The organism is Dyella acidiphila (assembly GCF_014863405.1).
Classification (GTDB): domain Bacteria; phylum Pseudomonadota; class Gammaproteobacteria; order Xanthomonadales; family Rhodanobacteraceae; genus Dyella_B; species Dyella_B acidiphila.
In genome coordinates, this window is sequence record NZ_JACZZA010000011.1 from 140,873 (window position 1) to 166,652 (window position 25,780).

Annotated in this window: 18 protein-coding genes; 8 read left to right on the forward strand and 10 right to left on the reverse strand. The window is 62.7% G+C overall.

The annotated features are described in order from the left end of the window. Positions 1 to 44: 44 nt before the first annotated feature. Positions 45 to 1,067: a hypothetical protein gene (locus IGX34_RS16690; RefSeq protein WP_338015498.1), complete on the reverse strand. Its 1,023-nt coding sequence runs from the start codon at positions 1,065 to 1,067 to the stop codon at positions 45 to 47. Between the two features lie 729 nt (positions 1,068 to 1,796). Between IGX34_RS16690 and IGX34_RS16695 the strand changes: the two genes are divergently transcribed. Continuing rightward, on the forward strand, positions 1,797 to 2,084 hold the full coding sequence (locus tag IGX34_RS16695) for a hypothetical protein (protein ID WP_192556860.1): 288 nt from the start codon (positions 1,797 to 1,799) through the stop codon (positions 2,082 to 2,084). Between the two features lie 16 nt (positions 2,085 to 2,100). Here IGX34_RS16695 and IGX34_RS16700 read toward each other — a convergent pair whose 3' ends face one another. From IGX34_RS16700 to IGX34_RS16720, 5 genes are all read right to left on the reverse strand, one after another. Further along, complete coding sequence (locus tag IGX34_RS16700) at positions 2,101 to 3,060, reverse strand: Csu type fimbrial protein (protein ID WP_192556861.1); 960 nt, start codon at positions 3,058 to 3,060, stop codon at positions 2,101 to 2,103. Continuing rightward, positions 3,057 to 5,399, reverse strand: a complete 2,343-nt coding sequence (locus IGX34_RS16705) for a fimbria/pilus outer membrane usher protein (protein ID WP_192556862.1) — start codon at positions 5,397 to 5,399, stop codon at positions 3,057 to 3,059. The genes IGX34_RS16700 and IGX34_RS16705 overlap by 4 nt, the downstream gene beginning before the upstream one ends. 30 nt (positions 5,400 to 5,429) lie before the next feature. Continuing rightward, entirely contained in the window at positions 5,430 to 6,152 is a 723-nt protein-coding gene (locus IGX34_RS16710; protein WP_192556863.1) for a fimbrial biogenesis chaperone, read from the reverse strand. Between the two features lie 12 nt (positions 6,153 to 6,164). Continuing rightward, a complete protein-coding gene (locus IGX34_RS16715; RefSeq protein WP_192556864.1) occupies positions 6,165 to 6,683 on the reverse strand; it encodes a Csu type fimbrial protein in 519 nt (172 codons plus the stop codon). 244 nt (positions 6,684 to 6,927) lie between these two features. Continuing rightward, entirely contained in the window at positions 6,928 to 9,177 is a 2,250-nt protein-coding gene (locus IGX34_RS16720; RefSeq protein ID WP_225737539.1) for an alpha-galactosidase D, read from the reverse strand. A gap of 339 nt (positions 9,178 to 9,516) precedes the next feature. Between IGX34_RS16720 and IGX34_RS16725 the strand changes: the two genes are divergently transcribed. Next, entirely contained in the window at positions 9,517 to 10,776 is a 1,260-nt protein-coding gene (locus IGX34_RS16725) for an SGNH/GDSL hydrolase family protein (protein WP_225737540.1), read from the forward strand. 16 nt (positions 10,777 to 10,792) lie between these two features. After that, a complete protein-coding gene (locus IGX34_RS16730; protein WP_225737541.1) occupies positions 10,793 to 13,213 on the forward strand; it encodes a glycosyl hydrolase family 95 catalytic domain-containing protein in 2,421 nt (806 codons plus the stop codon). Positions 13,214 to 13,309: 96 nt separating this feature from the next. On the opposite strand, the gene IGX34_RS16735 is transcribed toward IGX34_RS16730, so the two are convergent. Beyond that, on the reverse strand, positions 13,310 to 13,819 hold the full coding sequence (locus IGX34_RS16735; RefSeq protein WP_192556898.1) for a hypothetical protein: 510 nt from the start codon (positions 13,817 to 13,819) through the stop codon (positions 13,310 to 13,312). A 497-nt stretch (positions 13,820 to 14,316) separates the two neighbouring features. Beyond that, positions 14,317 to 15,144, reverse strand: coding sequence for an enoyl-CoA hydratase-related protein (locus tag IGX34_RS16740; RefSeq protein WP_192556865.1), 828 nt, complete (start codon positions 15,142 to 15,144; stop codon positions 14,317 to 14,319). A gap of 387 nt (positions 15,145 to 15,531) precedes the next feature. Here IGX34_RS16740 and IGX34_RS16745 point away from each other — a divergent pair, with 387 nt between their 5' ends. Then, positions 15,532 to 15,789, forward strand: a complete 258-nt coding sequence (locus IGX34_RS16745) for a hypothetical protein (protein ID WP_192556866.1) — start codon at positions 15,532 to 15,534, stop codon at positions 15,787 to 15,789. A gap of 178 nt (positions 15,790 to 15,967) precedes the next feature. Then, positions 15,968 to 19,153, forward strand: coding sequence for a TonB-dependent receptor (locus IGX34_RS16750; protein ID WP_192556867.1), 3,186 nt, complete (start codon positions 15,968 to 15,970; stop codon positions 19,151 to 19,153). A 233-nt stretch (positions 19,154 to 19,386) separates the two neighbouring features. Here IGX34_RS16750 and IGX34_RS16755 read toward each other — a convergent pair whose 3' ends face one another. After that, positions 19,387 to 19,599, reverse strand: a complete 213-nt coding sequence (locus IGX34_RS16755; protein ID WP_192556868.1) for a hypothetical protein — start codon at positions 19,597 to 19,599, stop codon at positions 19,387 to 19,389. 21 nt (positions 19,600 to 19,620) lie between these two features. Here IGX34_RS16755 and IGX34_RS16760 point away from each other — a divergent pair, with 21 nt between their 5' ends. Further along, positions 19,621 to 22,032 (forward strand): GH92 family glycosyl hydrolase, encoded by a 2,412-nt coding sequence (locus IGX34_RS16760; RefSeq protein ID WP_192556869.1) that lies wholly within the window; start codon positions 19,621 to 19,623, stop codon positions 22,030 to 22,032. A 56-nt stretch (positions 22,033 to 22,088) separates the two neighbouring features. Here the strand turns inward: IGX34_RS16760 and IGX34_RS16765 are convergent, their stop codons facing one another. Next, a complete protein-coding gene (locus IGX34_RS16765; protein WP_192556870.1) occupies positions 22,089 to 23,111 on the reverse strand; it encodes a sterol desaturase family protein in 1,023 nt (340 codons plus the stop codon). A gap of 211 nt (positions 23,112 to 23,322) precedes the next feature. On the opposite strand from IGX34_RS16765, the gene IGX34_RS16770 reads away from it, so the two are divergent. Together IGX34_RS16770 and IGX34_RS16775 are read left to right on the forward strand one after the other, a co-directional pair. Next, entirely contained in the window at positions 23,323 to 24,066 is a 744-nt protein-coding gene (locus tag IGX34_RS16770; protein WP_192556871.1) for a 4'-phosphopantetheinyl transferase family protein, read from the forward strand. Positions 24,067 to 24,151: 85 nt separating this feature from the next. Continuing rightward, the gene (locus IGX34_RS16775; RefSeq protein WP_192556872.1) at positions 24,152 to 25,780 is read left to right on the forward strand and encodes an amino acid adenylation domain-containing protein; all 1,629 of its coding nucleotides are present in this window, start codon (positions 24,152 to 24,154) and stop codon (positions 25,778 to 25,780) included.

Genomic DNA, 25,780 nt, shown 5'->3' on the forward strand with positions numbered 1-25,780 from the left:
GGGAGCGTTCTCCCTCGGCGTTGTTATTTACCGCCTGCGTGTTTTCAGTTCGATTCGGTGAACTGGATGGAAGGCGTGGATCCGCCCGAAGCGCTGCAGCTGCCCAGATTCAGATTATTGGTCTCGCCGGTGGTACCTGAGCTGCTGGGACCTACGCAGCTCGGCGTATCGCCATTGCCGTCGTTGACCGCCAGATTCACCGTGAGCGAGGTGCCGCTGTTGAACTGGGCCTCGGAGCCGCCGGCGTTGCCGACTACATTGAATTCCGACTGCGTCCACCACGAGGCAAGGCTGTTGGTGCTGTCCGGCTCGCTGGCCGAATAGGCTTCCGAGCCATCGGTAAAGGTCACCGTATCGTTGCCATTGGCCGACGTCGCACCCGACAGCGTCAGGCTGCCGAGATCGGTGGCTGCCACGGCGGGCACGCTGGTGGCATTGCTGTTGACGAAGCAAGCGTACTGACCATTGCCGCTGGCGTCGTTCCAGCCGCTCGGGCAGCCGACATTTTCATAGTCGCTTTCCGACGGGAACACCCAGTTCTGGATAAATACCTGCGGCTCGGCCGGCGAGCCGTTGTTATTGGTCGAATAGACAAACTGTTCCCATACCTGGCAGCTCGAATAGCCGAAGTTGGAACAGGCGGTGGAAGAGGAATTGATATCGGTATTGAGCTGCAGCGTGTATTCGTTCTTGCCGGTGATGCCATCGCTCTCACCGCCACCGAATGGCACGTTGACGCCTTTTTCCGAAGTCAGGCCGCTGACCGAAGGAAAACTGCCTACGGCCGAAACGGTGGTGGACGGTGCCTGCGCCACATAGTCGGTGCCGTTGCCGGCGGTTTCCGGCCGCAGCAGCGCACCCTTGGCGGTGTGTACCGTTTTCCAGTGGATCGCCGAGCGATAGCGCGGTGCCGATCCGCAGGCCACGCGAGTCCAGATCGTGCTGGGGAAGGAAGCGTGGAAACATCCTTCGGTGGGCGGCGGCAAATGCTTGATCGATTCATGCCAGCTGGTCAGCGCTTCCTTGTGCGCCTGCACCGCCACCTCGTCGCTTGCCTGCGCGGCCACCGACGAAGAAATTCCGCCGAGGCAAAGAACACCTGCTACACAAACAGCAAGCACCGTGCGACGTACGCCAAACTTCGTTGTCGACTGCATTCTTCTCTCCTGATGGGAAAATGTTTGTAGTTGTCCACTCCTCCCCCTCTGGAGTCGATACATCATCTGAAGCAACACACAGCAACATCAGCAATCGTTTTCCAAGCGCAGCCGAGTAATGCATATCCGGACTGCTTATATACAAACGCGATGTGTTGCGGCTTCCCTACCCCGCGAAAACTTTTTTGCTGCAAAAACAAGGCAAAATGACGCGACTTTCACAAACATGATCGCGCCTGCACATTTGCGCAGTTCATTGCGTGCGCAGTTGTCAGGATGACGACAGTCAACTGCGCATTCGACGTCGCTGTTTCGAATGATCGCTTGCCGTAATCGCCGATCGCGCCAGCCAGATCGACGTAAGCAATCCGTCAGCCTCGCAGGAAACGGGCAACTAAGACAAAAACGAAAATGCATGGGCTGCCGTGCACGGCCAGATAATTCCGCTACCGGAATGACCTGCTGCCTTCCTAAGATCAATCGATTGAGCATGCGCGTCCCAATGGCAAGCGGAGGATTTCCGCTGCAGGCGCGCGCATGACCCGCCATCACGATCCCGCGGCGGTTTTTCCGCCGCACTCAAGTTATCGGCGCAACCGCCGATGACGACGTGAGGCACTTCTCCATCCAGCTCCGCACATGCAGCGCATCATCAAGACTCTGGGCTTCGGCCTGGCCCTGTGGGTTACTCCCTGGGGCGCCCAATCCGCCACCACGGCGTCCATGCCCGTGAGCCTGGTCATTCGCGAGAGCTGCCTGATCCAGGCAACGCCAGCGAAGCCGGCGCAGACCGCATCGCCGCGCGTTTCCTGTCAGCACGACACACCAAGCCTGACGCGGCTGACCGTAGAACCGGCCGGCAGCAGCAAGGATGCTCCTTCATCGACGACGAAGCTGAGTCAGACCACTTGGCTGGTGATGTTTTGACGAAACCTGCCGCTGCTTAAAAAACGATGGTGGCGGTGATGGTGTCGCTATAGCTGCCCGGCGCCGGCGTAGCCTGGGCCGGTACCTGGCCGTAGACGCTGATGGCCTGGGCATTGCCGCTGCCCGTACCGGTAACCGTGCTGGTGCCGGCCGTGCCGTCGCCCCAGGGAATACTGTGCGCACTATCCGTATATAACTGGTAACTCACCACCCCCGTGCCCCCTTGCTGCTGCAGCGTGCGCGCGGCGACATTGCCGCTGACGCCGCCGTTCAAGGCAATCCGGAAGGCATCGCCATTGGTACAGCGCGCGGAAATGGATCCCGTTGCCGCGAGGCTGCTGCGCAATACGCCGGCCGTGCCGAACGCCACGTTGGTCGCACTGATCAAACAGTTGTTCACCACCGTGGCGCTGGAGGTAAAGGGAAAAGTGCCGTTCGACGTCGTCAGCGACGCGCACGTGGGTGCGATCAATACGTAGAAGCCATAGTTGAGCGAGGTCTGGTTGCCGCCGAAGCCCTGGCTGTAGACCGTGCTGCTGTTGTTCACCGTGGGCACCGTGGGCTGGTTGGCGGCAATCAGGCCGTAATAGCTCACGGTGGTAGTCGCGCTGGTGCCGGTAGCGGGCTTGTTCAACTGCACCCCGATCGGCGTAGTGCCGTTGTAGACCGATCCCCATACGAGCGAATGGGCGGCATCCTGATAAAGGTCGTACTGCAGCGTATTGGTGCCGTTGCTCATGAGGCGCGGGCTGGTGGCGCCGACATTCAGGCAAACCTGCACCGAGGGCGTCAGCGTGACGGTCGACCACGTGCAGGTGATGCTGACCGTGCCCGACGCGGCCACCGCCGTACCCGCAATCGGGCTGACGTTGCCGAAGTTGACCGACGACGCAGTAGCGGTGCAGGTCTCCGCATGCAGCCGGCCGCCGGCCAGCAGCAACAGGCAAAGCAACAGTGCGCGGACCAGATACTTCATGGCGAATGCACCTGCTGCACCTGGCACAGCAGCGGCCCGATGGTGGGCACGTCATGATGCTGCGGGCGCCGGTAGCGGAAGCTGGCCATGCAGGTTCCGGCCGGCGTATCCACCTGCAGATGATTGTCCGGGTGAAGATTTTCGATAAAGGTCAGACCGTCATAGCCCACCACCGTTTCGGCGCCGCTCTCCAGATAACGAACGCGCGAACCGGGCGCCAGCGGCTTGCCCTTGGCATCATGCAGGATCACCGACGCGGACTCGTCATGGCCCAGCGGGAAATGCGCGAGCACGCCGGATTCCGATTGCGGCACCACATCGGCGGCGGTCTGGTCGATATGCATGTCGGCCGGCAGCCGCAAGCTGTCGATGGCAAGGTGATTGTCCTGGTAGGAATTCAGGTCCGGCACCAGCAAATGCCCCTGCGCATCGGTAACGCCGATCACGCGGTTGTCGTGCAGCACCGGAATATCGGCCACGCCATCGGTCGACACCAGCGCAAAGCCATCGTAAATGCGCCGCGACAGCTGCACGCTGTCATCCATCAGCACCACCGAACCCAACGCCTCCAGCGAGCCGGTGGTATGCCCGGCGATCGTATCCAGCGTGCCGGTCAGCTGCCCATCGCTACCCAGGTATTCCAGCTGCGCCTGCCGATAGTTGATGCCACCGCTGCCGCCGGACTGCAGTCCCCAGCCCCAGCCGCCGCCGTAATCGGGCGTGCGCACGGCATTGGTGTTGTAGTAAAGCTTGCCGTTCTGCCGGCCCACGGTGGTATCCAGCGAAACGCGATCGCCCAGGCCGATATTCACGCCGATAAAAACACCGCGCGAGCGGTGCTGCGCAAAATCCTGGTAGCCGCTGAAATACAGCGACAACAAATTGCCGAAGCTCAGGTTATACGACACGGACCCCAGGCGCGAGCTGACACCGCCGCGCACCTGGTAGCCGATGTAGCTGACAGCCAGGTCCTGCTGGCTGAAAAACGGAAACGATACCGTTACCTGGTCGATAGCCGAGGGCACCGGCGTACCCTCGCGCGCCGCCAGATCGCCATAGTCGCCAAAGGTGCGGGTGGTCTGCGCGTTGATCGAAAAGCGCGCCTCGATCAACTGATAGCCAAGATTGAGCTGGGTGCCCTGCATCCGTCCGCCGCTGGCCGAGATGGCGCCGTTGACGACACCGGCCATGCCCAGCCGGACCAGTGCGCCGCCGCCGGCATCGAACAAGCCATCGCCGGCCTCGCCGTGTCCCTCCACCGTAACGCTGTCGCTGGCGCCGTAACGCCAGGTGCCGCTGCCGGCGGGATGCGGATCGTAGTCGTCGGAATCCAGGCCATAGTTCCGGCGCACAAAACCCAGCTCGAGCGAATAGCTGGAAAGCCCCGCCGACAGCAGCCGCGGATCCACGTACAGCGGCAGCGACGTGGACAGCGAACGGCCGAGCGCATCGCGCGTAACCACGGTCGCCTGCCCGGCGCCGGTGATGCCCGGCGCATTGGTCAACTCGAACGGACCGGCCGGTACATCCGTATGCAGCTGATGCATATTGTTGATGTACAGATCCAGCGCCGTCGGCACGGCGGCCGAACCCGACAGCATCGGCAGCGGAAACGTCACCAGGTCCGGCCGCAGCGCAAAATTGCTGCGCCACTGCCACCCTGCCAGGCGGATCGAGCGCGACCAGGAAAGCGATGAGGAAATCGTGTCGCCCCATTGCACCGAACTCAAGGTATCCGGATCGGACTCGGTCCAGGACGTGTCATAGCGGACGTAGTGATGCATGTCCGCATCCAGGTAGGCCACGCCGGTATTGCTGAACACGCCGCGCGGATCGAAGTAACGCTCTTCCGACCACAGCGCCAGACGCGAGCGCGCATCGCTCTGCGCAATCGCATCGTAGTTGACGATGACGCCGCGCCCCGAGCTGGCCTTCGGCGTGGCCTGCAGCTGTCGGGCATCCAGCGTGTAGGGTTTGCGCAGGCGATTCTCCACGGTCAACGCCACCGTCTGCGTAGAGGCGTCATAGCGATAGCGCAGCCCTTGCAGCGCATCCAGCGACACTTCCTGCGCCGCCGGCACGCCGAGCTTGTCGCTGGCCAGGCCGATCGCGGCAAGTGTCTGCCCGGTCGCGAAGAGCTTGCCGCCGCGCAGCACGAAACGCTGCAGCGGTCCCTGCCGTTCACCGTTCAATGTCACTTCGAGATACACCTCTTGCGGCTGGTTGGCCTCGCCCAGGAACGCACTCGACGATATCGCGTCGGTGGACTTGTCCGCGCCCGCATGCGCCGGCAGCGTCATGGCCATCGCGGCGGCCGTACACAGGGCAACACATTGCATCGGATGTGATTGCCTGCATGCCATGTCCGCTCAATGTGGCGCTGATACCGACACCGTCGCATCGATGGCTTGTCCGTTGATCATGGCATGCAGTGTCAGCGGACCCTGCAGTGCCAGTTGCGGGTCGAGCGCGACCTTCCACTGTTGCTCGCGACCGGCCAGCACATAGCCGAGCAGGCCCTTGTTGAGCGTCAGGGTCTTGCCTCCCGCCAGCAGTTTTACCTCCCCGATCTGTCCATGCCGGTTTCCCGTATTGGCCACGTGCAGCAACCAGCCTTGCGCGTCGTGCAGCAATTGCCAGGACAAATTGGGCTTGCCGATCGCGCCGGCCGGGTGAATGAAGATCGGCACCGAATAGCGCAGGCGGATCGTCACACCATTGGTTTCGTCGCTGCCGGCGTGTGGAATTTCGTCGATCAGGATGCGGTAGCTTTGTTCCGTGGCGACGGCATCCTGCGTTTGACGCACCAACCGCACCAGCTGGTCGCTATGCGGCGCAACCTGGATCAGCGGCGGGCTGGCGACGATGTCCTGGGTAGCGTCCAGCGTATCGCCGGTATCGTTCTGCCCCCACCGAAACACCCGCACCTGTCCGTAGAGCGGCTGCGTGCCGGGATTGCTCAGGGTGATGCCCACCGCATTCGCATCGGACGGCATATCCACCGTTACCGGCGAAATCTGCAGCGATGTCGCCTGCGCCGCAGCGCACAGGGCGACGATCACCGTTGCAAAAACGGCGCGTATAGACCTCATCGGGAACCGGGCCTAGAAGTAAACGGTCGCGGTAATCGTGGTCTGGTACGTATCGGGCTTGGGCGTGGTGGCCTGCGGCGGCACCTGGCCGTATACGTTGATGGTCTGTGCTGCGCCGCTGCCGGTGCCGGCCTCCGTATTGGTGCCCTGCGTATTGCCCCACACCGTGGTGTGCCCCGCATCCTGATAAAGCTGGAAGGCAACGGTGGTGCCGGTATTGCCGGTGGCAGTGCCGGCCATCAGGCGGCTGGTCACCGTAGAACCGGTCACCGTGCCCGCATCCAGGCCGACGTTGTAAGGCGTGGTGTTGGTGCAGGTGACGCTGAGCGTGGATTGCTGATTGATGGCCGTGGACAACACGCCCGCCGTACCGAAGTTCAAGGGATTGGCAGTGATGCCGCAGTTCGCCTGCAAGGTGAGGGTTACGTTGAAGGTGGCAGTGCTGGTGCCGTTCGAATACGTCGCGGCAGCACTGGGCAACGAGGTTGCCAGCAACAATGTGCTGGCAATCACCGGCAGGTAGGGCTTCATAACATGCTCCACAGTTGTCAGGTTCAAGCCAGCATCACCCCGCGCCCGGCATGTTGCCGGTACGCGCCCCTGTGGTTTGTATGGTTTGTAGCGGTCGCGAAAAAAAACGTCAATCAACGTGATGTGAAGAAGCCGGCAAGCATCGCGCGCTTGCCGGCTTCTTCAGGAACACATTCACCGCCCGCAACACACACACAGCGTGGCAGCCATGCAGCGTGCGCATTTGTCACTGCGATGAGCGCTGCTAGCGAGGGCACATCCGGGTCGATACGCCGGCGCCCGCATCTGCGGCAAGCACCGGAGCCACCACGATGCGGTCGAGATCGGGCGCGTAGTCGCTGGGGTTGCCCAGCTGGATCGTATTGGTTCCGGCCTTCAGCTGGACCCGCAACAGCGCCGGCCGCGGATCGTCGAAGGTGCTGCCATCCAGGCTCAGTGAAATCGGCGCAGCGTTGTTCACGGTGACGACCAGGGTGCGCGTACCGCTGGTCGCATAGTCGATTTCAAGCTGGTAAGTGCCCGCTTTCGGCACCGTGACGTTAGAGAAAGTGACCGTATTCGCCGCGCCATTGCCGACATTGCCGGCCTTGGACAGACCCGAGGCATAGTTGCTGAAACCCGCGGTGACGGTACCGCCCAGCGTAGCCTGCTCGGCCTCGTACGTGGTGGCTTGCGGCAATACCGCATCGCCCTGCCCGCTGATCACGATGCGGTCCAGATCGGGTGCATAGCTGGTCGGATTGCCGAACTGGATGCTGTTGTAGCCTGCCTGCAGGCATACCGGCAGCGTCGTGCTGGAAGGAATGAGAAAGCTGCCGCCGCCGGCATTGAGCGTCTGGTACGGACCGCCATTGACCGTATACAGGTACGAGCGCAAGGCGAAGGTCATCGAATCGACCTGCATGAGGTACACGCCGGCCCGGCGCGCATAGACATTCTGGAAGGTCACGGTATTGCCGATGCCGAGACCGAGGCCGCCGACCTTCTTGCCGTCGGAGCAGTCGGGGCAGTCGGCGATCGATGCGCTGCCCGCCAACGTGGCCGCCGTAGCGGCGTAGCTGGTGGAAGGCGTCTGCGGCGCGTGGCCGACACGCGTAGAGATTTTCAGCAGTCGCACGCCGTGGCCATCCAGCACCGTCGAAAAGCTGCCGGGCGATGAGCCGAGATCGAGCCGCGTCCACAGGTCGCGCACCTGGTGCACACCGTCCAGCCCGATTTCACGCCACGGCAGTGTCACTTCGGCCGGCGTGGCATTCATGTTGAACAAGGCGACGTAGTAGTCGCCATCGCCAAGATCGGCAAGCCATACCGGCAGATCGCCGCCCAGCACCTGCCTGGCCGGTTTGCCGGATTGATCCACCGCCAGCACTTCATCGGCAGTGGCCAGCTGCTTGCCGAACTCGTCGAGCTTGGTCAGATCGCCACCCAGATAGATCGGCGCGTTCGCCATCGCCCACAGCGTGATGGCGGAACGCTTCTCGGCATGCGAGAGACCATCCAGTTTGCCGTCACCGATATCGAGCGAGTCCATGTCATTCCAGCCCAGCGCGGGGCCAACTGCATTCTCCCAGCCCGGCAGGTCTCTGAAACGCTTGTAGATACGCGGCCAGTCGGTCAGCGTGGCGCAGCGGCCTTCGCATTCGACGTCGTCATCGATCCGGCGTGCGTTGGAAAACTGCTGCCATACGCCGAGATAATCCTGATCGATTTCCCAGGAGATGGTCAGCCAGATCGGGCGTCCGCTGTTGGCGATGGCCTTGGACCAGGCCGCCACGTCAGGCCGGTTGTCGATATTGAGATTATCGTTGTACGAGCCGGGCGTTACCGCATCGAGCTTGATGAAATCCACGCCCCATGAGGCAAACAGTGCGACCACCGAATCGATATACGCTTGCGCACCCGGTTTACTGAAGTCGATTTTGTAGTGATAAGGCGAGGTGCCGGGCGAGCCGAACGCATTGCCCGCCGTATACGGCACGGCGAGGATGTCCTGGATGTGATACGGCGTGCCGAGGATCGGGGAATTGGCAGTAACGGCCGGCTCCTCGACGCCGGGAATCCAGTAAATGCCCGCCTTCTGGCCGTTCTTGTGGATATGGTCGATCAGCGCCTTGATATCCGGGAACAGGCTGGGATCCGGAATGGGCCTGCCATTGGCGTCGAAACCACCATGCCAGCCGGAATCCATATTGATGTAGTTGAAGCCATGCGCCTGCAGCCCCGAACTGGCCAGTGCATCCGACTGCGCGGTGACATTGGCCTGGGTGAGAAAGCTCGCATCGAGCGTCTGCTGGCTGAAACTGCTCCAGCCCAGATACGGTTTCTGCGCTACCCCGTTGACCTGCGCGACGGCACCGGTGGCCACGCCGAGCAAGCCGCAGGCCAGCGCGCCGCGCGACAACAACAACTTCAGGGTCTGCGCCAATGCGCGCGGTGCCATGGCCGCGCCATCGGCTGGTGCACGCGCACCGCCGTTACATACCAAGGTATTCATGACTGTCGACGTTCCCTTCAAGAGATTGGAGGACGCCCAGTTCAAGCGGGGCAAGCAAGCCCAACAGGTCCGGGCAGACAGGCGCGGCCTTCACTAGCAACATGCCATGACGGCGCGTGAGCCGCCGACGCTTCGGCAGGCCCGCTCGCCTTCTCGGAATCGAACAACAGCAGCCGCGGCCACTACACATCACACCGCCTACGCCGGATGCGCCGGGATCCCTCTTCGCCCACCCCGGAACATCCGTTTTCGTGACAATATGCAGCTAACTATGCATATTTGTCATATAATATAACCTAGGCCTGGATCGTTCACCCTGTCAAGCATGGAAGAGTGAAAATGCGGAACGTGATCACACGCGACCTGTTGCAGTTGTGGATGACGAAACACCGCGCACGATTGCTGATGATGATCGCGCTCTCGGCAGCATCGGGCCTGTGCGCCGCGCTTGCGACGCGAGCGCCGCTTGCCGAACAACGGGTCGGCGTGTGGGCGCCGAGCGTCACCATCGGCGGTCCGTCGTTCAACGCGCAAACCCTGCGAATGACCGTGCATGCAAGCCTGGGCGGCTCGTCCCTGCGCTTGCACTTGTCCAATCTGCGCAGCAGCACACCGTTGCGTATCGGCAGCGTAAGCATTGCCTACCAGGCCAATGGCGCGACGGCTGTCGACGGCTCGCTGCACCGCGTCACCGTCGCGCATGCTGCCCATTTCACGCTGGCCGCGGGCGGCGAGGTTTTCAGCGATCCGCTGCCGATGCAGGTCGAGGCCGGCCAGAATCTGCTGGTCAGCCTCTATCTTCCCGCTCAAACCGGCGCGTCCACCTGGCATTCCGACGCCTTCGATACCAGCTATCTGAGCGATGCCGGCAGCGGCGATCGCACGGCAGATATCGATGGCGGCCGCTACACGCGCACCAGCACATCCTGGTACTACCTCTCTGGCGTGGACGTGCTCGCCGCCAACCGCCACACCATCGTTGCCTTCGGCGATTCCATCACTGATGGCTACAACACGCCGAAAGGCGCTTACGCGCGCTGGCCCGATGATCTGGCGCACCGGCTCGCCGATGATCGTCACCCTGCTGCCGTGGTCGACGCCGGTCTCGGCGGCAACCGCGTGCTGACCGATGCCCCGAACATCTGGCAGGGCTTCAGCGCGATCAAGCGATTCGCCCACGATGCGCTCGCCGTGCCCGGAACAAACACCGTGATCCTGCTGGAAGGCATCAACGATATCGGCAACGACGCCGGCCCGAACGGCAAAGCGCTGACTGCGCAGGACCTGATCGGCGGCTATCAGAATCTGATCGGACAGGCGCATGCCGCCGGCATCCGCATCATTGGCGCAACCATGCTGCCCGATCGCGGCGCCGGCTATGACAGCCCGTCGCGCGAAGCCATCCGGCAGGCCTGCAATCAGTGGATCCGCAGCAGCGGCGCGTTCGACGGCGTGATCGACTTCGATCAGGCCATGCGCGACCCCGCCCATCCCGACACCCTGCTCAGCCGCTACGATTCAGGCGATCACCTGCACCCGAACGCGGCAGGCATGCAGGCCATGGCGAACGCCATCGATCTGCGCCTGCTCACCCGCTAAGCCAAGAGAATTGCCGATGAAACAACCAGCGCATCCGCGGGCAGGCGACCACCAGCACGAGCTTGCACAAGCCTCACGCCGCCGCTTCCTGCAGATGACCGCCAGCATGGCCGCGCTCTTGCCGCTGCTGAGCATGCCCGGCTTCGCAGCCACGACTGCGCCAGCGCAAAATCCACGCCGCATGCGCGCACCGTCGAACCAGGGCCCCACGCTGTGGTATGCCACGCCGGCTTCCGAAGCGAACGCCATCCAGGAAGCGACGCCGATCGGCAACGGCCGCATGGGCGCACTGGTCGGCGGCGATCCGGGACGGGATTTTCTCTATCTCACCGAGAGTTCCATGTGGCTCGGCGGCCGCAACGATGCGCTCGACCAGGATGGACAATTCCGTTACCAGAGCACCGATTTCGGCAGCTTCACCATGCTGGCCAAGCTGTATCTGCAGGTCAGCGGCCACGAATCGGCGCACATCAGCAACTACCGGCGCGAACTGGACCTGGCCAACGGCTACCTGCGCATTTCCTATCGCAAGGACGGCGTGCAGTATCTGCGCGAGATATTCGCCAGCCATCCGGACGACGTCATCGTCGTGCATCTCTCGCAGAGCGGCGGCGGCAGCTGGTCGGGTGCCTTGGACCTGCAAGGAACGCACGCAGAAGCTACCCAGGTAGCGCAGGCGGGCAGCCATCTCGATGGCACATTGGGCAACGGCTTGAAGTACGCCGCCGCGATAAAGACCGTAAACCGCTCCGGTTCAGTATCGATCGAACATGGCGTGCTGCGCTTTGCCGACTGCGAGGCACTTACCATCCTGTACTGCGGCGGCACCAACTACAGCCCGGATCTCGCCAAGGGCTATCTGGATCGCGCACTGGATCCGCTGGCGCTGGCCACGCAGAAACTGGAGGCTGCCGCGGCGCTGACAGCAGATGTGCTGCTGCATACCCATATCGCCGACTACGCCACGCTATACGACCGCATGCAGGTAAAGCTCGGCGCGTCGACACCGGCACAACGCGCGCAAGATACCTGGACGCGCCTGCAGGCGCGCGCCAAGCCCGGCGCTGCGGCCGATCCCGAGTTGGAAGCGGCCTACCTGCAATTCGGGCGCTATCTCACCATCTCCGGATCGCGCGATCGGCTGCCCACCAGCCTGCAGGGTCTGTGGCTGAGCGACAACACGCCCGCATGGATGAGCGACTACCACACCGATATCAATATCCAGATGAATTACTGGCTGCCCGATCGCGCCGGCTTGCCCGGTTGTTTCGAGGCGTTGGCCAATTACTGTCTGGCGCAAGTCGAATCCTGGACCGCCATCACCCGGCAGCACTTCAACGATCCGCGCAACGGCTTCCGCAACAGCTCCGGCAAACTCGCCGGCTGGACGCTGGCCATCTCCACCAATATTTTCGGCGGCAACGGCTGGTGGTGGCATCCGGCCGGCAATGCGTGGCTGTGCAACAGCCTGTGGCAGCACTATCAATACACGCTGCAGCACGATTACCTCGCGCGCATCTATCCGCTGCTCAAGGGCGCCTGCGAATTCTGGGAAGCACGCCTGCTCACACGGCATATCGCCGATCCCGTCAGTGGAGTGACGCGCGAAGTACTGGTCGACGACAGCGACTGGTCGCCGGAACAAGGCCCCAAGGATGCCAAAGGCATTACCTACGCGCAGGAACTGGTGTGGGATCTGTTCAACAACTATCAGCAGGCAGCCGCCATCCTCGGCCTGGATGCGCCCTACCGTTCGACCATTGGCGCGTTGCAGGCGAAGTTGTATCTGCCCGCGGTTAGCAGCGAAAACGGCTGGCTGGAAGAATGGATGTCGCCGCAAAACCTGGGCGAAAGCCACCATCGCCATCTATCGCCGCTGATCGGCTTCTTTCCCGGCGACCGCATCACCCTGGAGCACAGCCCGGCTGCGCTGATCGATGGCGTGACGCATCTGCTCGAAGCACGCGGCATGACCAGCTACGGCTGGGCCTGCGCCTGGCGAGCCATATGCTGGGCGCGCCTGAAGCAGGCGGAGCGTGCCTATCAATTGGTGCTCAACAATCTCGCACCCTGGCAGCTACGCGGCAACGGCACCGCCATGAATCTGTTCGATATCTACCAGATGAGCGCACACAGCGGCATCTTCCAGATCGACGCCAACTTCGGCACACCGACGGCGATGCTGGAAATGCTGCTGTATTCGCGGCCGGATTCGATCGAGCTGCTGCCGGCCCTGCCGCAGGCCTGGGCGGCGGAAGGCGAAGTTACCGGTATCGGCGCGCGCAACGGCTTCGTGGTGGACATGCGCTGGCGCGATGGCCACATAACCCACGTCACCGTGCACAGCATCGGCGGTACTCGCACCCAGCTGAAGTTCGGCCAGCGCGTGCAGGCCATTTCGCTGCAGACCGGCCAATCCATCACGATAAAAGCATAGCCGCCCGCCCCACGCACCCCAGGCGGCGCATCGCGACAACAGGCAGGCATGGCGCGCCAACCCCAAGATGGCGCGCCAGCCTGCCCAACAACCTTGTTACTGGTCGACCTTGAGCTTGTCGGCCAGGGCACCGGTTAACGGCGAGGGATCACTGCTCACCAGGCAGTTGAAGGCCTTGCCCTGGTTGAGCACCAGCACCGACGACCGCGGTGCCTTGAAGTCGAGCCCCATCAAGTACAGCACATAGGTGTTGGGCAGCGCGGCCGGACGGAAGGCGCCGAAAGCGTACTGCCCGGCAATGCCGAGCGGCGACAAGCTGATCGTCAGTATCAGCGGCTTGGTAGCCACCGGCGACGGCAGCGACGACGATGCACTCATGATCAGCGTTTTCACATCGACCGAATAACGGGTCGTCACCGTCACGCCGAGATAGCGGGAATCAATCGACGACACCTGCTTGCGGCAAGCGGCGACATCTTCGGGCTTCTGGTCCTGCTGACCGTTCTGCAGCGTGGCGGACACATACCTCAGCTGGACCTTTGCGGTGCCGGTGACCGGTGCCGCAACCGCCGCGCCCGCATAGGACATGGCGGCCAGCGATGCCATGCCGCATGCCAGCAGATAACCCGCACGACTGATCTTGATACGCATAGTGGCGCTTCCCCTTGATGAATTGATGCAACGATTGGCCTTGATTTCGGCGAGATAGCCCTGCCCTACGCGCGGCCGCAGCCACACGGGAACAACAGGCATCGGCATGCCTGACGGCTATCGGGTTGCTCCAGGCAGAACAGCTGACGCGCAAGTCTCCGCGGCAGCCGAACGAGATTCGGCTGTCGGCAATAAGCACACTGAGAGACACCGGCACGCAGCCAGAGAACAAGCCAACCAGTTGAAACACCAAAAGGACGCCGAAGTGCCGGCGGCCAATACCTGATGCAATGAAGTGGCCCATCCTGGCCGACTGAAATGAATCCCTGAATTCCCCCTTGAGCACGATGACGCTATCACGTGTGAATGTGGAAATGGCGTGAAAAAAATCGCCCCAGGGATAGCTGGGGACGCTCCTCCGCCTGCCCACATCACGCTGTGCTGCGCAGACGCTATTTTTTCAGCGGCGGCAATGCATCGAAACGCGCCGCACGCTTGCCCTGCCAGCTGGCAATCGCCTCGGCCAGGTCGCCGGTATCGAAGATCGCGCTCTGCAACAAGGCCATCTGCTGCAGCGATTCGGCGGTGCCATGGTCGCGCGCAAAGTTCATCGCTGCCTTGCTTCCCGCCACCGCCAGCGGCGATTTGGCAGCGATGTTGCGCGCCAGCTCCATGGCATGGCCGAGCAAGGCATCGGCATCCGGCAGTACGGCATTGACCAGGCCGGTCGCCAGGGCACGTTCCGCACCAAGCCGTTCGCTGGTGTAAGCCATCTGGCGCGCCACGCCCGCCGGAATCAGTTTGGGCAGGCGCTGCAGCACGCCCAGGTCGGCGGTCATGCCGATCTGGGTTTCCTGCAGGCAGAAGAACGCATCGGCACTGCATACGCGGATATCGCAGGCGACGGCCAGATCCAGGCCGCCGCCGATGCATCCGCCCTGCACGGCGCAAATCACCGGAAAACGGGCTTTATCCAGCACGTCGAAACCATCGATCAGGCCGGCTAAAGCGCGCTGGAATCCGAAGCGCTTGCGCGGCGTGCTGGTGTCGAAATCGTCGGCAATGCCGGCGAACACTTCCAGGTCCATGCCTGCCGAAAAATGCTTGCCGGTGGAACTGATGAGCAACACGCGCACCTCACCGCTCGCATCCAGCGATTGCACCAGCTCGCGCAGGCCGGCATAGAAAGCGAGATCCATCACATTGAGCCGATCCGGCCGGTTCAATTGCAGATGCGCAATGGCGTTGTCGATCTCAAGTCGGAAGTAGTCGGTATGCATGGGCTCGCTCTCAAAAGACAACAGATATCGGAAACAGCTGCGTAACTTCAACGTGGCGCGGTATTTTCCTTGAAGCACCGGCACTTCGCCGATGCGCCATTAAAAAAAAAGACCGCATGTTCGCGCCCCCGGGCCGCCAATTCCCCTCGTTCGATGATCAATTATTTTGCGCCGCAGCGTGACTTATTGCGGCTCCGGCGCATTAATTTGCAACAGGGAATTTAGATCGATCCAAATCAGGGGTGGCTCAGATCATGCTCGCCACGGCGGGAGATCTGAATGGGCTTGGAGAGGGGCTGGAAGAACAGCAAGGGATGCGCGCGTAGGGGCGCCATCCAGGATCTTGCTGCTTGCGGTCAGTCAGGTCGAAGGGTGGGAAGCCAGCGCATGAAATCAGAAGCCGTTCGCGTTTTCGTGATGACAAACCTGCGCGCAAACTGCGTGCCCGCCCGCGTATTCAAGGGCATTGCTGCCAATGCCCAAACCCTCCGCCGCTCGCTGGCGGATCGCTGCCATCACGGCAAGACGCACCTTCACCGCATTCGGCTTGCTCCTGCATTCCATCCCGGCCACACCGGGCCACGCAGCGGCCTCCCGCCTCAACGCCCGCACCGGGCGCTCGTCGCAACGCATCCAGAGTTTTAAAGCGTCCATCGCCGGCAGGCCTGGCGGGGCTTGCTGTCGCCGAAGTTTTGGATCGATCTAAATCGAGCAGAGGGAGGCATTGCCAACGCAGCAATCACGCATCCGCAGCACGTGATCAAACAGGGGAAACCGCGCCGAGGGGGCGCAAAACAAAACATAACGGGGAGATTCACCAACAATGACTTACCTGTCACGCGTATCTACACGCAAGCCGCTGTACGCCGCACTCAGCCTGGCGATCCTGTCAGCCGGCGGCTGCCTTGGAGTACCTGCGCTTGCCGTTGCCGCCCAGACAACGCCGCCCACTGCGACACAAACAGCAACACCCGCGTCCGCAACCGATAACGCCACAGCAAAGAAGTCCGACAAGGACAAAGACAAAAACAAAGACGCGGACGGCAAGAAGCCCACTACGCTGCAGACCGTGGTGGTGTCGAGCTTCCGCCAGTCGATCGACCAGAACATGCAGGACAAGCGCGATTCGAACGCCGTGGTCGAGGTAATCAACGCGCAGAACATCTCGCAGTTTCCCGCCAAGAACATTGCCGACGCGCTGGCGCATGTGCCGGGCGTGGTGATCAGCCGCGACGCCGGCGAAGGCAAGACGGTGAGCATCCGCGGCCTTTCGCCCGAACTGACGCTGACCGAATTGAACGGCAACTACGTGGCCTCGGCCGATACCTCCGATGGCCTGTCGCGCTCGTTCAATTACACGCTGATGCCCTCCAACATGTTCTCGGACATCAAGCTCTACAAGAGCCAGGAAGCGCGCCTGGACGAAGGCGGCATCGGCGGCGTGGTCGATCTGCACACGCGCCGTCCGCTGGAAATGCCGGCCAATGACGGCTTTATCTCGGTGAACGCGGCCGGCGCCGACAACAACGGCAAGACCACGCCGCAGGTGTCGGCCTTGTGGTCATGGCGCAACAAGGCGCAGACCTTCGGCGTGCTGCTCGGCGGCACGTATCAGGATCGCCACGATACCGACGACATCGCCAATGCGTCGAGCTGGCACTGGTGGGACAACAACTGCACCTCGTTCGCCACTTGCACCTCGCCGCCGGTAAATGTGCGCGGCCAGCAATTCGGCAGTTCGGTGGAACCCAATATCGACCTGTGGCCGGGTGGCGGCGTGACCGACCAGGCCGGCAAGAGCTATTCGGGCTATTGGATGCCGCAACAGTTCAGCACCAGCAAGTCGCAGCTGGATCTGAAGACCAAGGGCCTGCAGGCCACCTTCCAGTTCAAGCCCACCAGTAATTTTCTGCTGACCGGCAACTACTTCCGCTTCCAGCGGCAGCAGGACCAGATCACCAATACGGTGGAAATCCCCGAGTGGGGCCTGCCCACCGGCAGCTATGCGGATCAGCAAGGCAATCTGCTGGCACCCAACGGGCTGACCTTCGATCCCTCGCACACCATCGTTACCGGCGCCAGCTACCAATTGCCGAATGCGGGCCAGGGCTGCAATTCACTGACCAATCCGGTGACCGGCGCGCAACGCCAGGCAGTGGACGTGTGCTCCTCGCAGACACCCTGGATCACCGGCAACTACTCGATCGAAAAGGCCACTTCGCAGTCGATCAATCTTGAAGGCGAGTGGGATGGCGACGGCAACCTCAGCGCCACCTTCAACGTCGGCCGCACCTGGGCCACCGGCGGCCCATCGGTGGAATTCAGCATGGCCGCCAAGCCGCGCAACTTCGTCAACGGGCAATGGGTGGACGGCAGCCAGATCAGCCAGTGGACCTTGAACAACACGCCCACGCTTACCGCTTCGCCGAATACGCTGCAGAACATGCTCACCGGCGCCGGCCAGGTCGACCTGGGTTCCACCGGCTCCAACTTCATCAATACCGATACCTCGCAGAACTTCGCGCAGGTCGACTTCACCTGGGCGTTCGATTCGAGCTGGATGCAATCGCTGCAGTTCGGCTTCAAGTACCGCGACAACCATGCTCATCAGGAAAACAACGAAGACCGCTGGTATTGCCCCGGCACCACCGAGCAGTTTCAGACCTGCGATCCGAATGCCGGCAACCTGCCGGCGAACTTCCTGGAACCGTACCTGCTCGACGGGCATACCCCGGCGTTCAACGACAACATCTTCCCGGCGATCAATTTCCCGGCTTACTACAACTACCTCAACCAGACCTACACCAGCGTGGTGCTGCATCACCCTGAAGACCAGTCCTTCGTCGGCGAATCGATTTCGGCGGCGTATGTGCAGGCCAACTTCGACACCGGCACGGTCCGCGGCAACGTCGGCCTGCGCTTCGTGAGCACGCTGCAGAACCTCACCGTTGCCGACGAGATCACCACCAACAACGCGGTGTATTACCACTCGCCGCAGGGGGCCATCCTGATCTGCCCGACCACCGGCGTGAACATCGCCGGCGGCCCCTGCGCACCCGGCGATTTCGAGTACCTGCCGCAGGAGCAGGCGGTGGTGGAATCCTTTACCAACGCCTCCACCAGCAAGCGGTACAACAAGGCGCTGCCCAGCTTCAACATCGCCTGGACCCTGCCCAACGACATCGTGCTGCGCGCTGCCGGCTCGCAGGCGATGGCCCGCGCCAACTACACCGACCTGGCCCAGCTGGGCAGCCTCACCAACGACACCCAGGCCTACTACGACGACCGCAAGCAATTCGGCGCACCCCTGCCCGGCTGGTACGGCAGCGGCGCCAATGCGGATCTCAAGCCCTTCACCGCGACCCAGTTCGACCTGGCCGGCGAGTGGTACTACGCACCGGAATCGGTGGTCGGCGTGGACCTGTTCCAGAAGACGGTGAAGAACTTCGTGGTGCCGGTCACCATCAACAACACCACGGTGGATGTCGATGGCACGGCGACGCCGTTCATGCAATACAGCACCAATGCCAACGGCCGCTCGGGCACGTCCAAGGGTGTAGAGCTCTACACCCAGCACACCTTCCCGTTCGGTATCGGCTACATCGCCAACTACACGCTCAACAAGACCAACGAAACTTCCGTCTCGTTCGGCGACACCCAGGTCGGCAAATCGGAGCTGATCGGCAGCGCCAAGTACGCGGCCAACATTTCCTTGTTCTACGAAAAGAACGGACTGCTGCTGCGCGCCACCAGCAACTGGACGGGGCGCACCATGGAAGGGCTTTCGGCCGGTCTGCCGATCTACATGCAGCCGTACAACCAGATCGACCTGAATGGCGATTACGAGATCACCAAGCACCTGATGGTGACTGCGTCGGTGATCAACCTCACGCGTGCCACCTCCCGCCAGTACCTGGGCAGCGACACCTCGCAGCGGCTGTATCAGCTCGAGTATGCCGGGCGCCAGTACTACGTGGGACTCACGTACAAGTTCGGAGACGGCGGCTGAAAAAACCATGCGTGGAGCCAGGCGCGCTGCCTGGCTCCACGATGTCGCACGATCAGTCCATCTCCCAACACCGTCACCTCGCCACTCTCACCCTCCCCTCCCACCGTCTCCTCGTTCCCACCATCTCCTCATCTCCCACCGTCATGCTCACCTCCGTCATCCTCGCTTCTCATCGTCATCTTCACTTCTCACCGTCATCCCGGCGAAGGCCGGGACCCAGTGACTTCGATGCATCAAAGACGCTGGGTCCCGGCCTTCGCCGGGATGACGATGAAGTAAAGCGGGATGACGATGAAGTAAGGCGGTATGACCGTGAAGTAAGACGGTATGACCGTGAAATAAAGCGGCATGACGGTGAAATAAAGCGTAATGCCGATGAAATAAAAGGGGATGCGAGTGGAAATAAAGGCGGATGGCAGAGAGGTGACCAGAAGGCAACGCCGCATGCCAGTTGCCAGGAGTAGCTCATGATTTCGTTTCTCATCCGCGTTCGTCGCCGCCTCGCTTCGACGCACAAGCCATCGAGCGTGCTTCTCACGCTGCTGGCGATGGCCGCACTTGGCAACATCGGCGCGGGTCTCGCGCAGAACCCCACAACACCGCAGTCCGCCACGCCGCAGCCCGTCGACGCAGCCAATCCGCTGGTCGGCACCGCAGCGCTGGACCAGCCGTCGCTGATCGGCAATGCGCCACCGCCGGGCGAGCTGCTGTATTCGGGCATGACCTCGCCAGCCGCTGCCCTGCCGCAGAGCGCCACCGAGACGGCGCCGGTCAACGTCAATGTCGATCTCAGCTATCCCGCCGGCGTGGCCACGCCCTACTACTACGCCAAGCCGACCATGATCGGCTTCACCGGCGGCGGCGGTTCGACCTACGGCGGCCGCGCCGGACCGATGATCATGCCGGTGGTGGGCGACTGGACCGTGCCGCCGGACTATGCGCAGTCGTATTACGACAAGGCCAGCGAGAAAGCCTCGCCCGGCTACTACAGCGTCGATCTCGCCACCTTCCACACGCGCGTGGAGCTGACGGCGACGCAGTGGACCAGCCTGATGCGTTTCACTTTTCCGGCCAGCCACCAGGCCAACGTCATCATCAACCTGCGTCGCCCCGGTGGCGACGTGGAAGTGGTGGATGAGCGCACCGTGCGCGGCGTCGCCGCCGCCGGGCACGGGCATGACGATGCGGACGGTCCCTGGTTCGTCGCCGAATTTTCGCGGCCGTTCACCCGCTTCGGCACCTTCCGCGCCAATCGCGACAATCCCGGCTACGGCATTGGCGACCAGGATGTTCAGGCAGGCCGGCGCAACGTATCCGGCAGCTATGCCGGCGCGTATGTCACCTTCGACACGCAGGCTGGCGAACAGGTACTGGTGAAAATCGCCCACGGCCACAGCGCCGACGAAGCCGAACAGCGGCTGCGCGCCGAAGATCCGGATGGGGATTTCGCGCGCGTGCAGGCACAGGCGCGCGCAGCCTGGGCACAGTTGCTAGACCGCGTCGAAGTCAGCGGTGGCACCGCCAGGCAGCGCATGCTGTTCTACTCCACGCTGTACCACTCCTTCGCCAGTCCACGGCTGGTCGCGCGCAAGGGCGAGCACTTCACCGACGCCGCCGGCCAGATGCAGGTCGCCGCCTACGATCGCTACGGACCGGTGCCGTTCTGGGATACCGGCCGCAACCAGATCGCACTGTTGATGCTGCTCGAACCCAAGGTCGTGCAGGACATCATGCATTCCGAACTGGACCGTGCACGCGAACGTGGCTACATGGATACCTCCTTCCATGGCGATCACGCGGTATTCCTCTACGACGGCGCCTGGCAGCGCGGCATTCCGTTCGACTACGCCGCGGCCTATACGTATCTGCGCAAGAACGCCACCGATCCGAACGGACCGCGCGGCTACCTGGCCGAATACATCAAGAACGGCTGGATCGCCGACATCATTCCGCCGGGCAATCCCAGCCCGCCCTATGCCGGCGGCAAGGCCGGCGCCGCCACCACGCTCGAATACGCCTGGGACGATCACGCGCTGGCGGATATGGCGCGACGGCTCGGCAACACTAGCGACGCGCAGATGTTTCTGCAGCGCGCCGGCAACTACCGCAACGTGTTCGATCCGTCGATCGGTTTTGTCCGCGGCCGCACGGCGGATGGCAAGTGGATTGCGCCGTTCGATCCAGGCGAGCCGTACTACAACTTCATGATGAAGGAAGCTTCCGGCTGGTCCACGCTGTGGCTGGTGCCGCATGACGTGCAGGGCCTGATCGACCTGCTCGGCGGACGCGCGGCATTCAATGCCAAGCTCGATGCCTTCTTCTCCACGCCCTACCAGGCCAAGGGCGTCTGCCGCGATTGCACCGGCTTGATCGGCCAATACGTGCAAGGCAACCAGCCGGACCAGCAGGCGGCATATCTCTACGCCTGGAGCGGCCAACCGTGGAAAACCCAGGCGCTGACGCGGCGCATCCTCGCCGATCTCTACGGCAGCGACGCCAGCGGCTACGGCTTCCCGGGCATGGACGACCAGGGCTCGACCTCATCGTGGTACGTGCTCAGCGCGATGGGCTTCTACCCGGTCGATCCGTCCACGCCCGACTACATCCTCGGCAGTCCGATCTTCGACCGGGTGCGCCTGCAGCTGGGCAATGGCAAGGTGCTGGAGATCGTCGCGCGCAACAACTCGGCGCGGAATATCTACATCCAGTCGGCAACGCTCAACGGCAAGCCGTGGACCAAGCCGTGGTTCAGTCATGCCGACATTGCGAATGGCGCCAGCCTGGTGCTGACCATGGGGCCCGAGCCGAACAAGGCATGGGGTGCTGCGGTGTCCGATGCACCGCCCTCGATGTCGCCGGCGAAAAACCAGGCGCGTTGAAAACCACCCATCTTGGCGCACCGTCATTCCGGCCCGAGCCGGAATGACGGCACATCTCAGGCCTTGCCCGCCTGGATGCTTACGTCCGCATGCGGCTCCGCGCCCGTCAGCAACGCGGCCTTGGCCGCCTTAGCGGTGTGGTGATTGCCGTCGTGGCTCCAGCCCGGCGGCATCAGCAGATACAGCAGCTTGTTGCGCAGCCCCGGCGCCCGCCATACATCCCGGCCAAGCAACCAGAATTCGCCGAGATAGGCATCCAGCACGCTGTAAGGTTTTACCGGCCGCGTAATGCCGTATTCAATCCGCGTATCTTCCTGCACCTCCATATAGGTACCGAAGACGCGATCCCAGATCGGCAGCAGGTTGCAGAAATTGGTATCCATGTAGAGCACGTTGCGCGCGTGATGCACGCGGTGGTGCGAGGGCGTCAACACCATGCGATAGAACATCCCCAGCTTGCCCTGCGGCAGCACGTTCTCGCCGAGGTGGATGAAGCTGCCCCAGAAGCTGTCGATGATCATGATCAGGATCAGCAACGGCGGACTCACGCCCAGCAGCATGCAGATGCTGGTGCGCACGAAGTCGGCATAGATGCCTTCGAGAAAAATATGCGCGTAGTTCACCGACAGATTCATCGCCACCGGCGCATGGTGGGTGGAGTGCAGGCACCACAGCAGGCGCACCTTGTGCGCCAGAAAGTGATAGACGAAATGGGCCAGCTCCCAGGCCACATAGCCATACAGCAGGCCGTACCAGCTAAGCCCGGCCTGGAACAGCGCAAAGCGGTTGAACAGGCCGATGCACAGACTTACCGTGGCCAGGTTGATAAAGCTGCCGATAAAGCGGTTCAGCACCATCACCAGCAGCGGAACCTGGTAATCCTCGCGCCGGGTCCGGCGCAGCACGATGCCCCGGCCAAGTTCGAACACCAGCAGCAGCGGGATGATGGGCGCGATCAGGCTGCCGAAACCATCTACGGTAAGCAGGCTGCGATAATCTCCGGACGCGAACAGCTCCAGCCACGGTTTCAGGCTGAAGAAGCCCATCAACTGGTCGCGGATCCAATCCAGGATATTCATCACAGGCAGACCTTGGGAGCATGAAATGCCGTTTCTTCGGGCAATTTGTCACGATCCAAGTAGCCGTGCAAGCCATCTTGCCTGCGCCGCTTGCGTGCAGAAAAGGTGATGTCCTGCAAACTCACGTAGCCTTTACATAGCTCTCGCTCAAGCTCGGCGCGCTGCCGAGCTGGAACATCGGCATCCCACTGCATTCAAGCTGACGACATTCATGCCCTCCTCCTCTTTCCGGCACACCGAAGGCAGTGACCCGCCATCCGCGGCGCCGGTGCGCAGACAAGTGACGCTGGCGGCAGAGCCACAGCCGCTGCTTGTGCATGTGATCGAATTTCCGCACGACGGGCTGGTGCCCGGCGCATTTGCGCAGGCCGGCATCGCCTGCCCTGAAGCGATCCAGCGCAGCGTGTACAAGCGGCAGCTCGAATTTTTCTTCGGCCGCCTGGCTGCCCGCGACGCGCTCGCCACGCTGGGGCTGGCGCACGAACACGTTGCGCTGGGCGCCCAGCGGCAGCCGGTCTGGCCGAGTGACGTGATCGGCAGCATTACGCATACGCACAGCGTGGCGGCAGCGGTGGCGCAGCGGCCCGGCGCCTACCGCGGCATCGGCATCGATGCAGAACAACTGATCGACGAGCCAACCTGCCAGTCGGTGGCCAGTACGGTGGCCGGGCCGCAGGAGCTGGATTACCTGCGTGCGCTGCCGGAGCTTTCATGGCAAGCCGCACTGACCATCGTGTTTTCGGCCAAGGAAAGTTTCTACAAGGCGGTCTATGCGAACGTCGGCCGCATTTTCGATTTCTCCGCCGTGCACGTAGTGAAACTAGACAGTGCGCGGCAACGGCTCACCCTGATGCTGGCGGAAGACTTGAACGATCGATTCCGCCGCGGCCAGGCGTACGAAGCCGGCTTCACTTTTATCCGGCCCGATACCGTGCTCACCCATGTGGTGTGGTGAGCACGCGGGACTTGCCCGCAGCCGCACGCTAGGATAGGTGTATCCCGATTTTCAACGAAGCCTGGTGACGCGAGGAACGTGTTTCATGCCGACGTTGAACGTGTTGTCGCAGTTTTGCGCCATGGCCGGCCGCTTTGCCGACACCCTGGCGATCGAATACGACACCTTCGAAGATGATCTGCCCGCCAGGCCCGGCATCACCTATGCCGAACTGGAACAGCGCTCGAATCAGCTGGCCCGCTGCCTGCTGCATGAAGGCGTGGCGCCCGGCATGCCGGTAGCGATCCTGGCGGAAGACGCCGGCATCGTGGTCACGGCGATGCTGGCTGTGCTGAAAGCCGGCGCCGCCTTTGTGCCGCTCGATCCGCGGCTGCCCGCGCCGCGCATGGCTGCGATGCTGGCCCTGGCGCAGCCAGTGCTCGTACTGGCCGAAAGCGAGGCGGTGGCGGCATGGGCGCAACTCGATCCCAGCGTATCGCCGCGGCCGCCCGTGCTGGCCCTGGATAGCGTGGACGAGCTGCGCAAACACCTGCTGGACTGGCCGCTGCGCAGCGCCAACTGGCGGCACAAATCCACCGCGGCATGCCAGTTGCCGATGGATGCGGATGCTTTCTGCTACATCTTCTTCACCTCCGGCTCCACCGGTGAGCCCAAGGCGATCGCGGGCAGGTTCCAGGGCATTGGCCATTTCATTCAGTGGGAAATCGACACTTTTGGCATCACTCCGGGCACGCGCGTCAGCCAGCTGACCACGCCGTCGTTCGACGCCTTTCTGCGCGATGTTTTCACGCCGCTATGCGCGGGCGGCACGATCTGCGTGCCCAACGACCGCAAGCGGGTGATGGTGCCGGGCGAACTCGCCGCGTGGCTGGAATTGCGCGGAATCCAGTTGATGCATTGCGTGCCGACGGTGTTTCGGCTGTTGCTCGAAGATCCGGGTCCGGCCGACGCGCTGCCCGACCTGCGCTGGATTCTGCTGGCCGGCGAAACGGTGACGCCGAACGACGTGATGCGCTGGACCCAGTTGTTCGGCACACGCATTCGACTGGCCAACTTGTATGGCCCGTCGGAAACGACCATGACCAAGTTCTGCCATCTGATCGACGCCGACGACGGCCTGCGCCGCACGGTGCCGATCGGCCATCCGATCCCCGGCGCCAGCGCGATGGTGGTGGACGGACACGATCAGCTATGCACACCGGGCACGGTCGGCGAGATCTTGATTCGCACGCCGTATCGCACATTGGGCTATTACCGGCGCCCCGACCTCACCGCAGCGGCATTTGTACCCAATCCGTTTGCGCTCGACAACGAAGAAGACCTGGTCTATCGCACCGGCGACCTGGGCCGCGAATTGCCGGACGGCAGTTTTGAGCTGGCCGGACGCCGGGATAGCCAGGTGAAGATTCGCGGCGTGCGCGTAGAGCCGAGCGAAATCGAAGACCGGCTGCGCTGCATGCCCGGTGTCGCCGATGCCGCCGTGATCGCCCGCAACGATCGGGACGGCGGCGCTTCGCTGCATGCCTACGTCGTGGCCCACGGCGAACCGCCGGTGGCGGCATTGCGTCGCTGGGTGGCGCAGGCGCTGCCGGAAGTGATGATTCCTGCCAGCTTCACGCTGCTGGCCGCACTGCCGCGCACGCTCAGCGGCAAGGTCGACCGCCAGCTGTTGTCGGCCGCCGCCGCTCCACAACACGCGCCGCTGCCCGGTTGA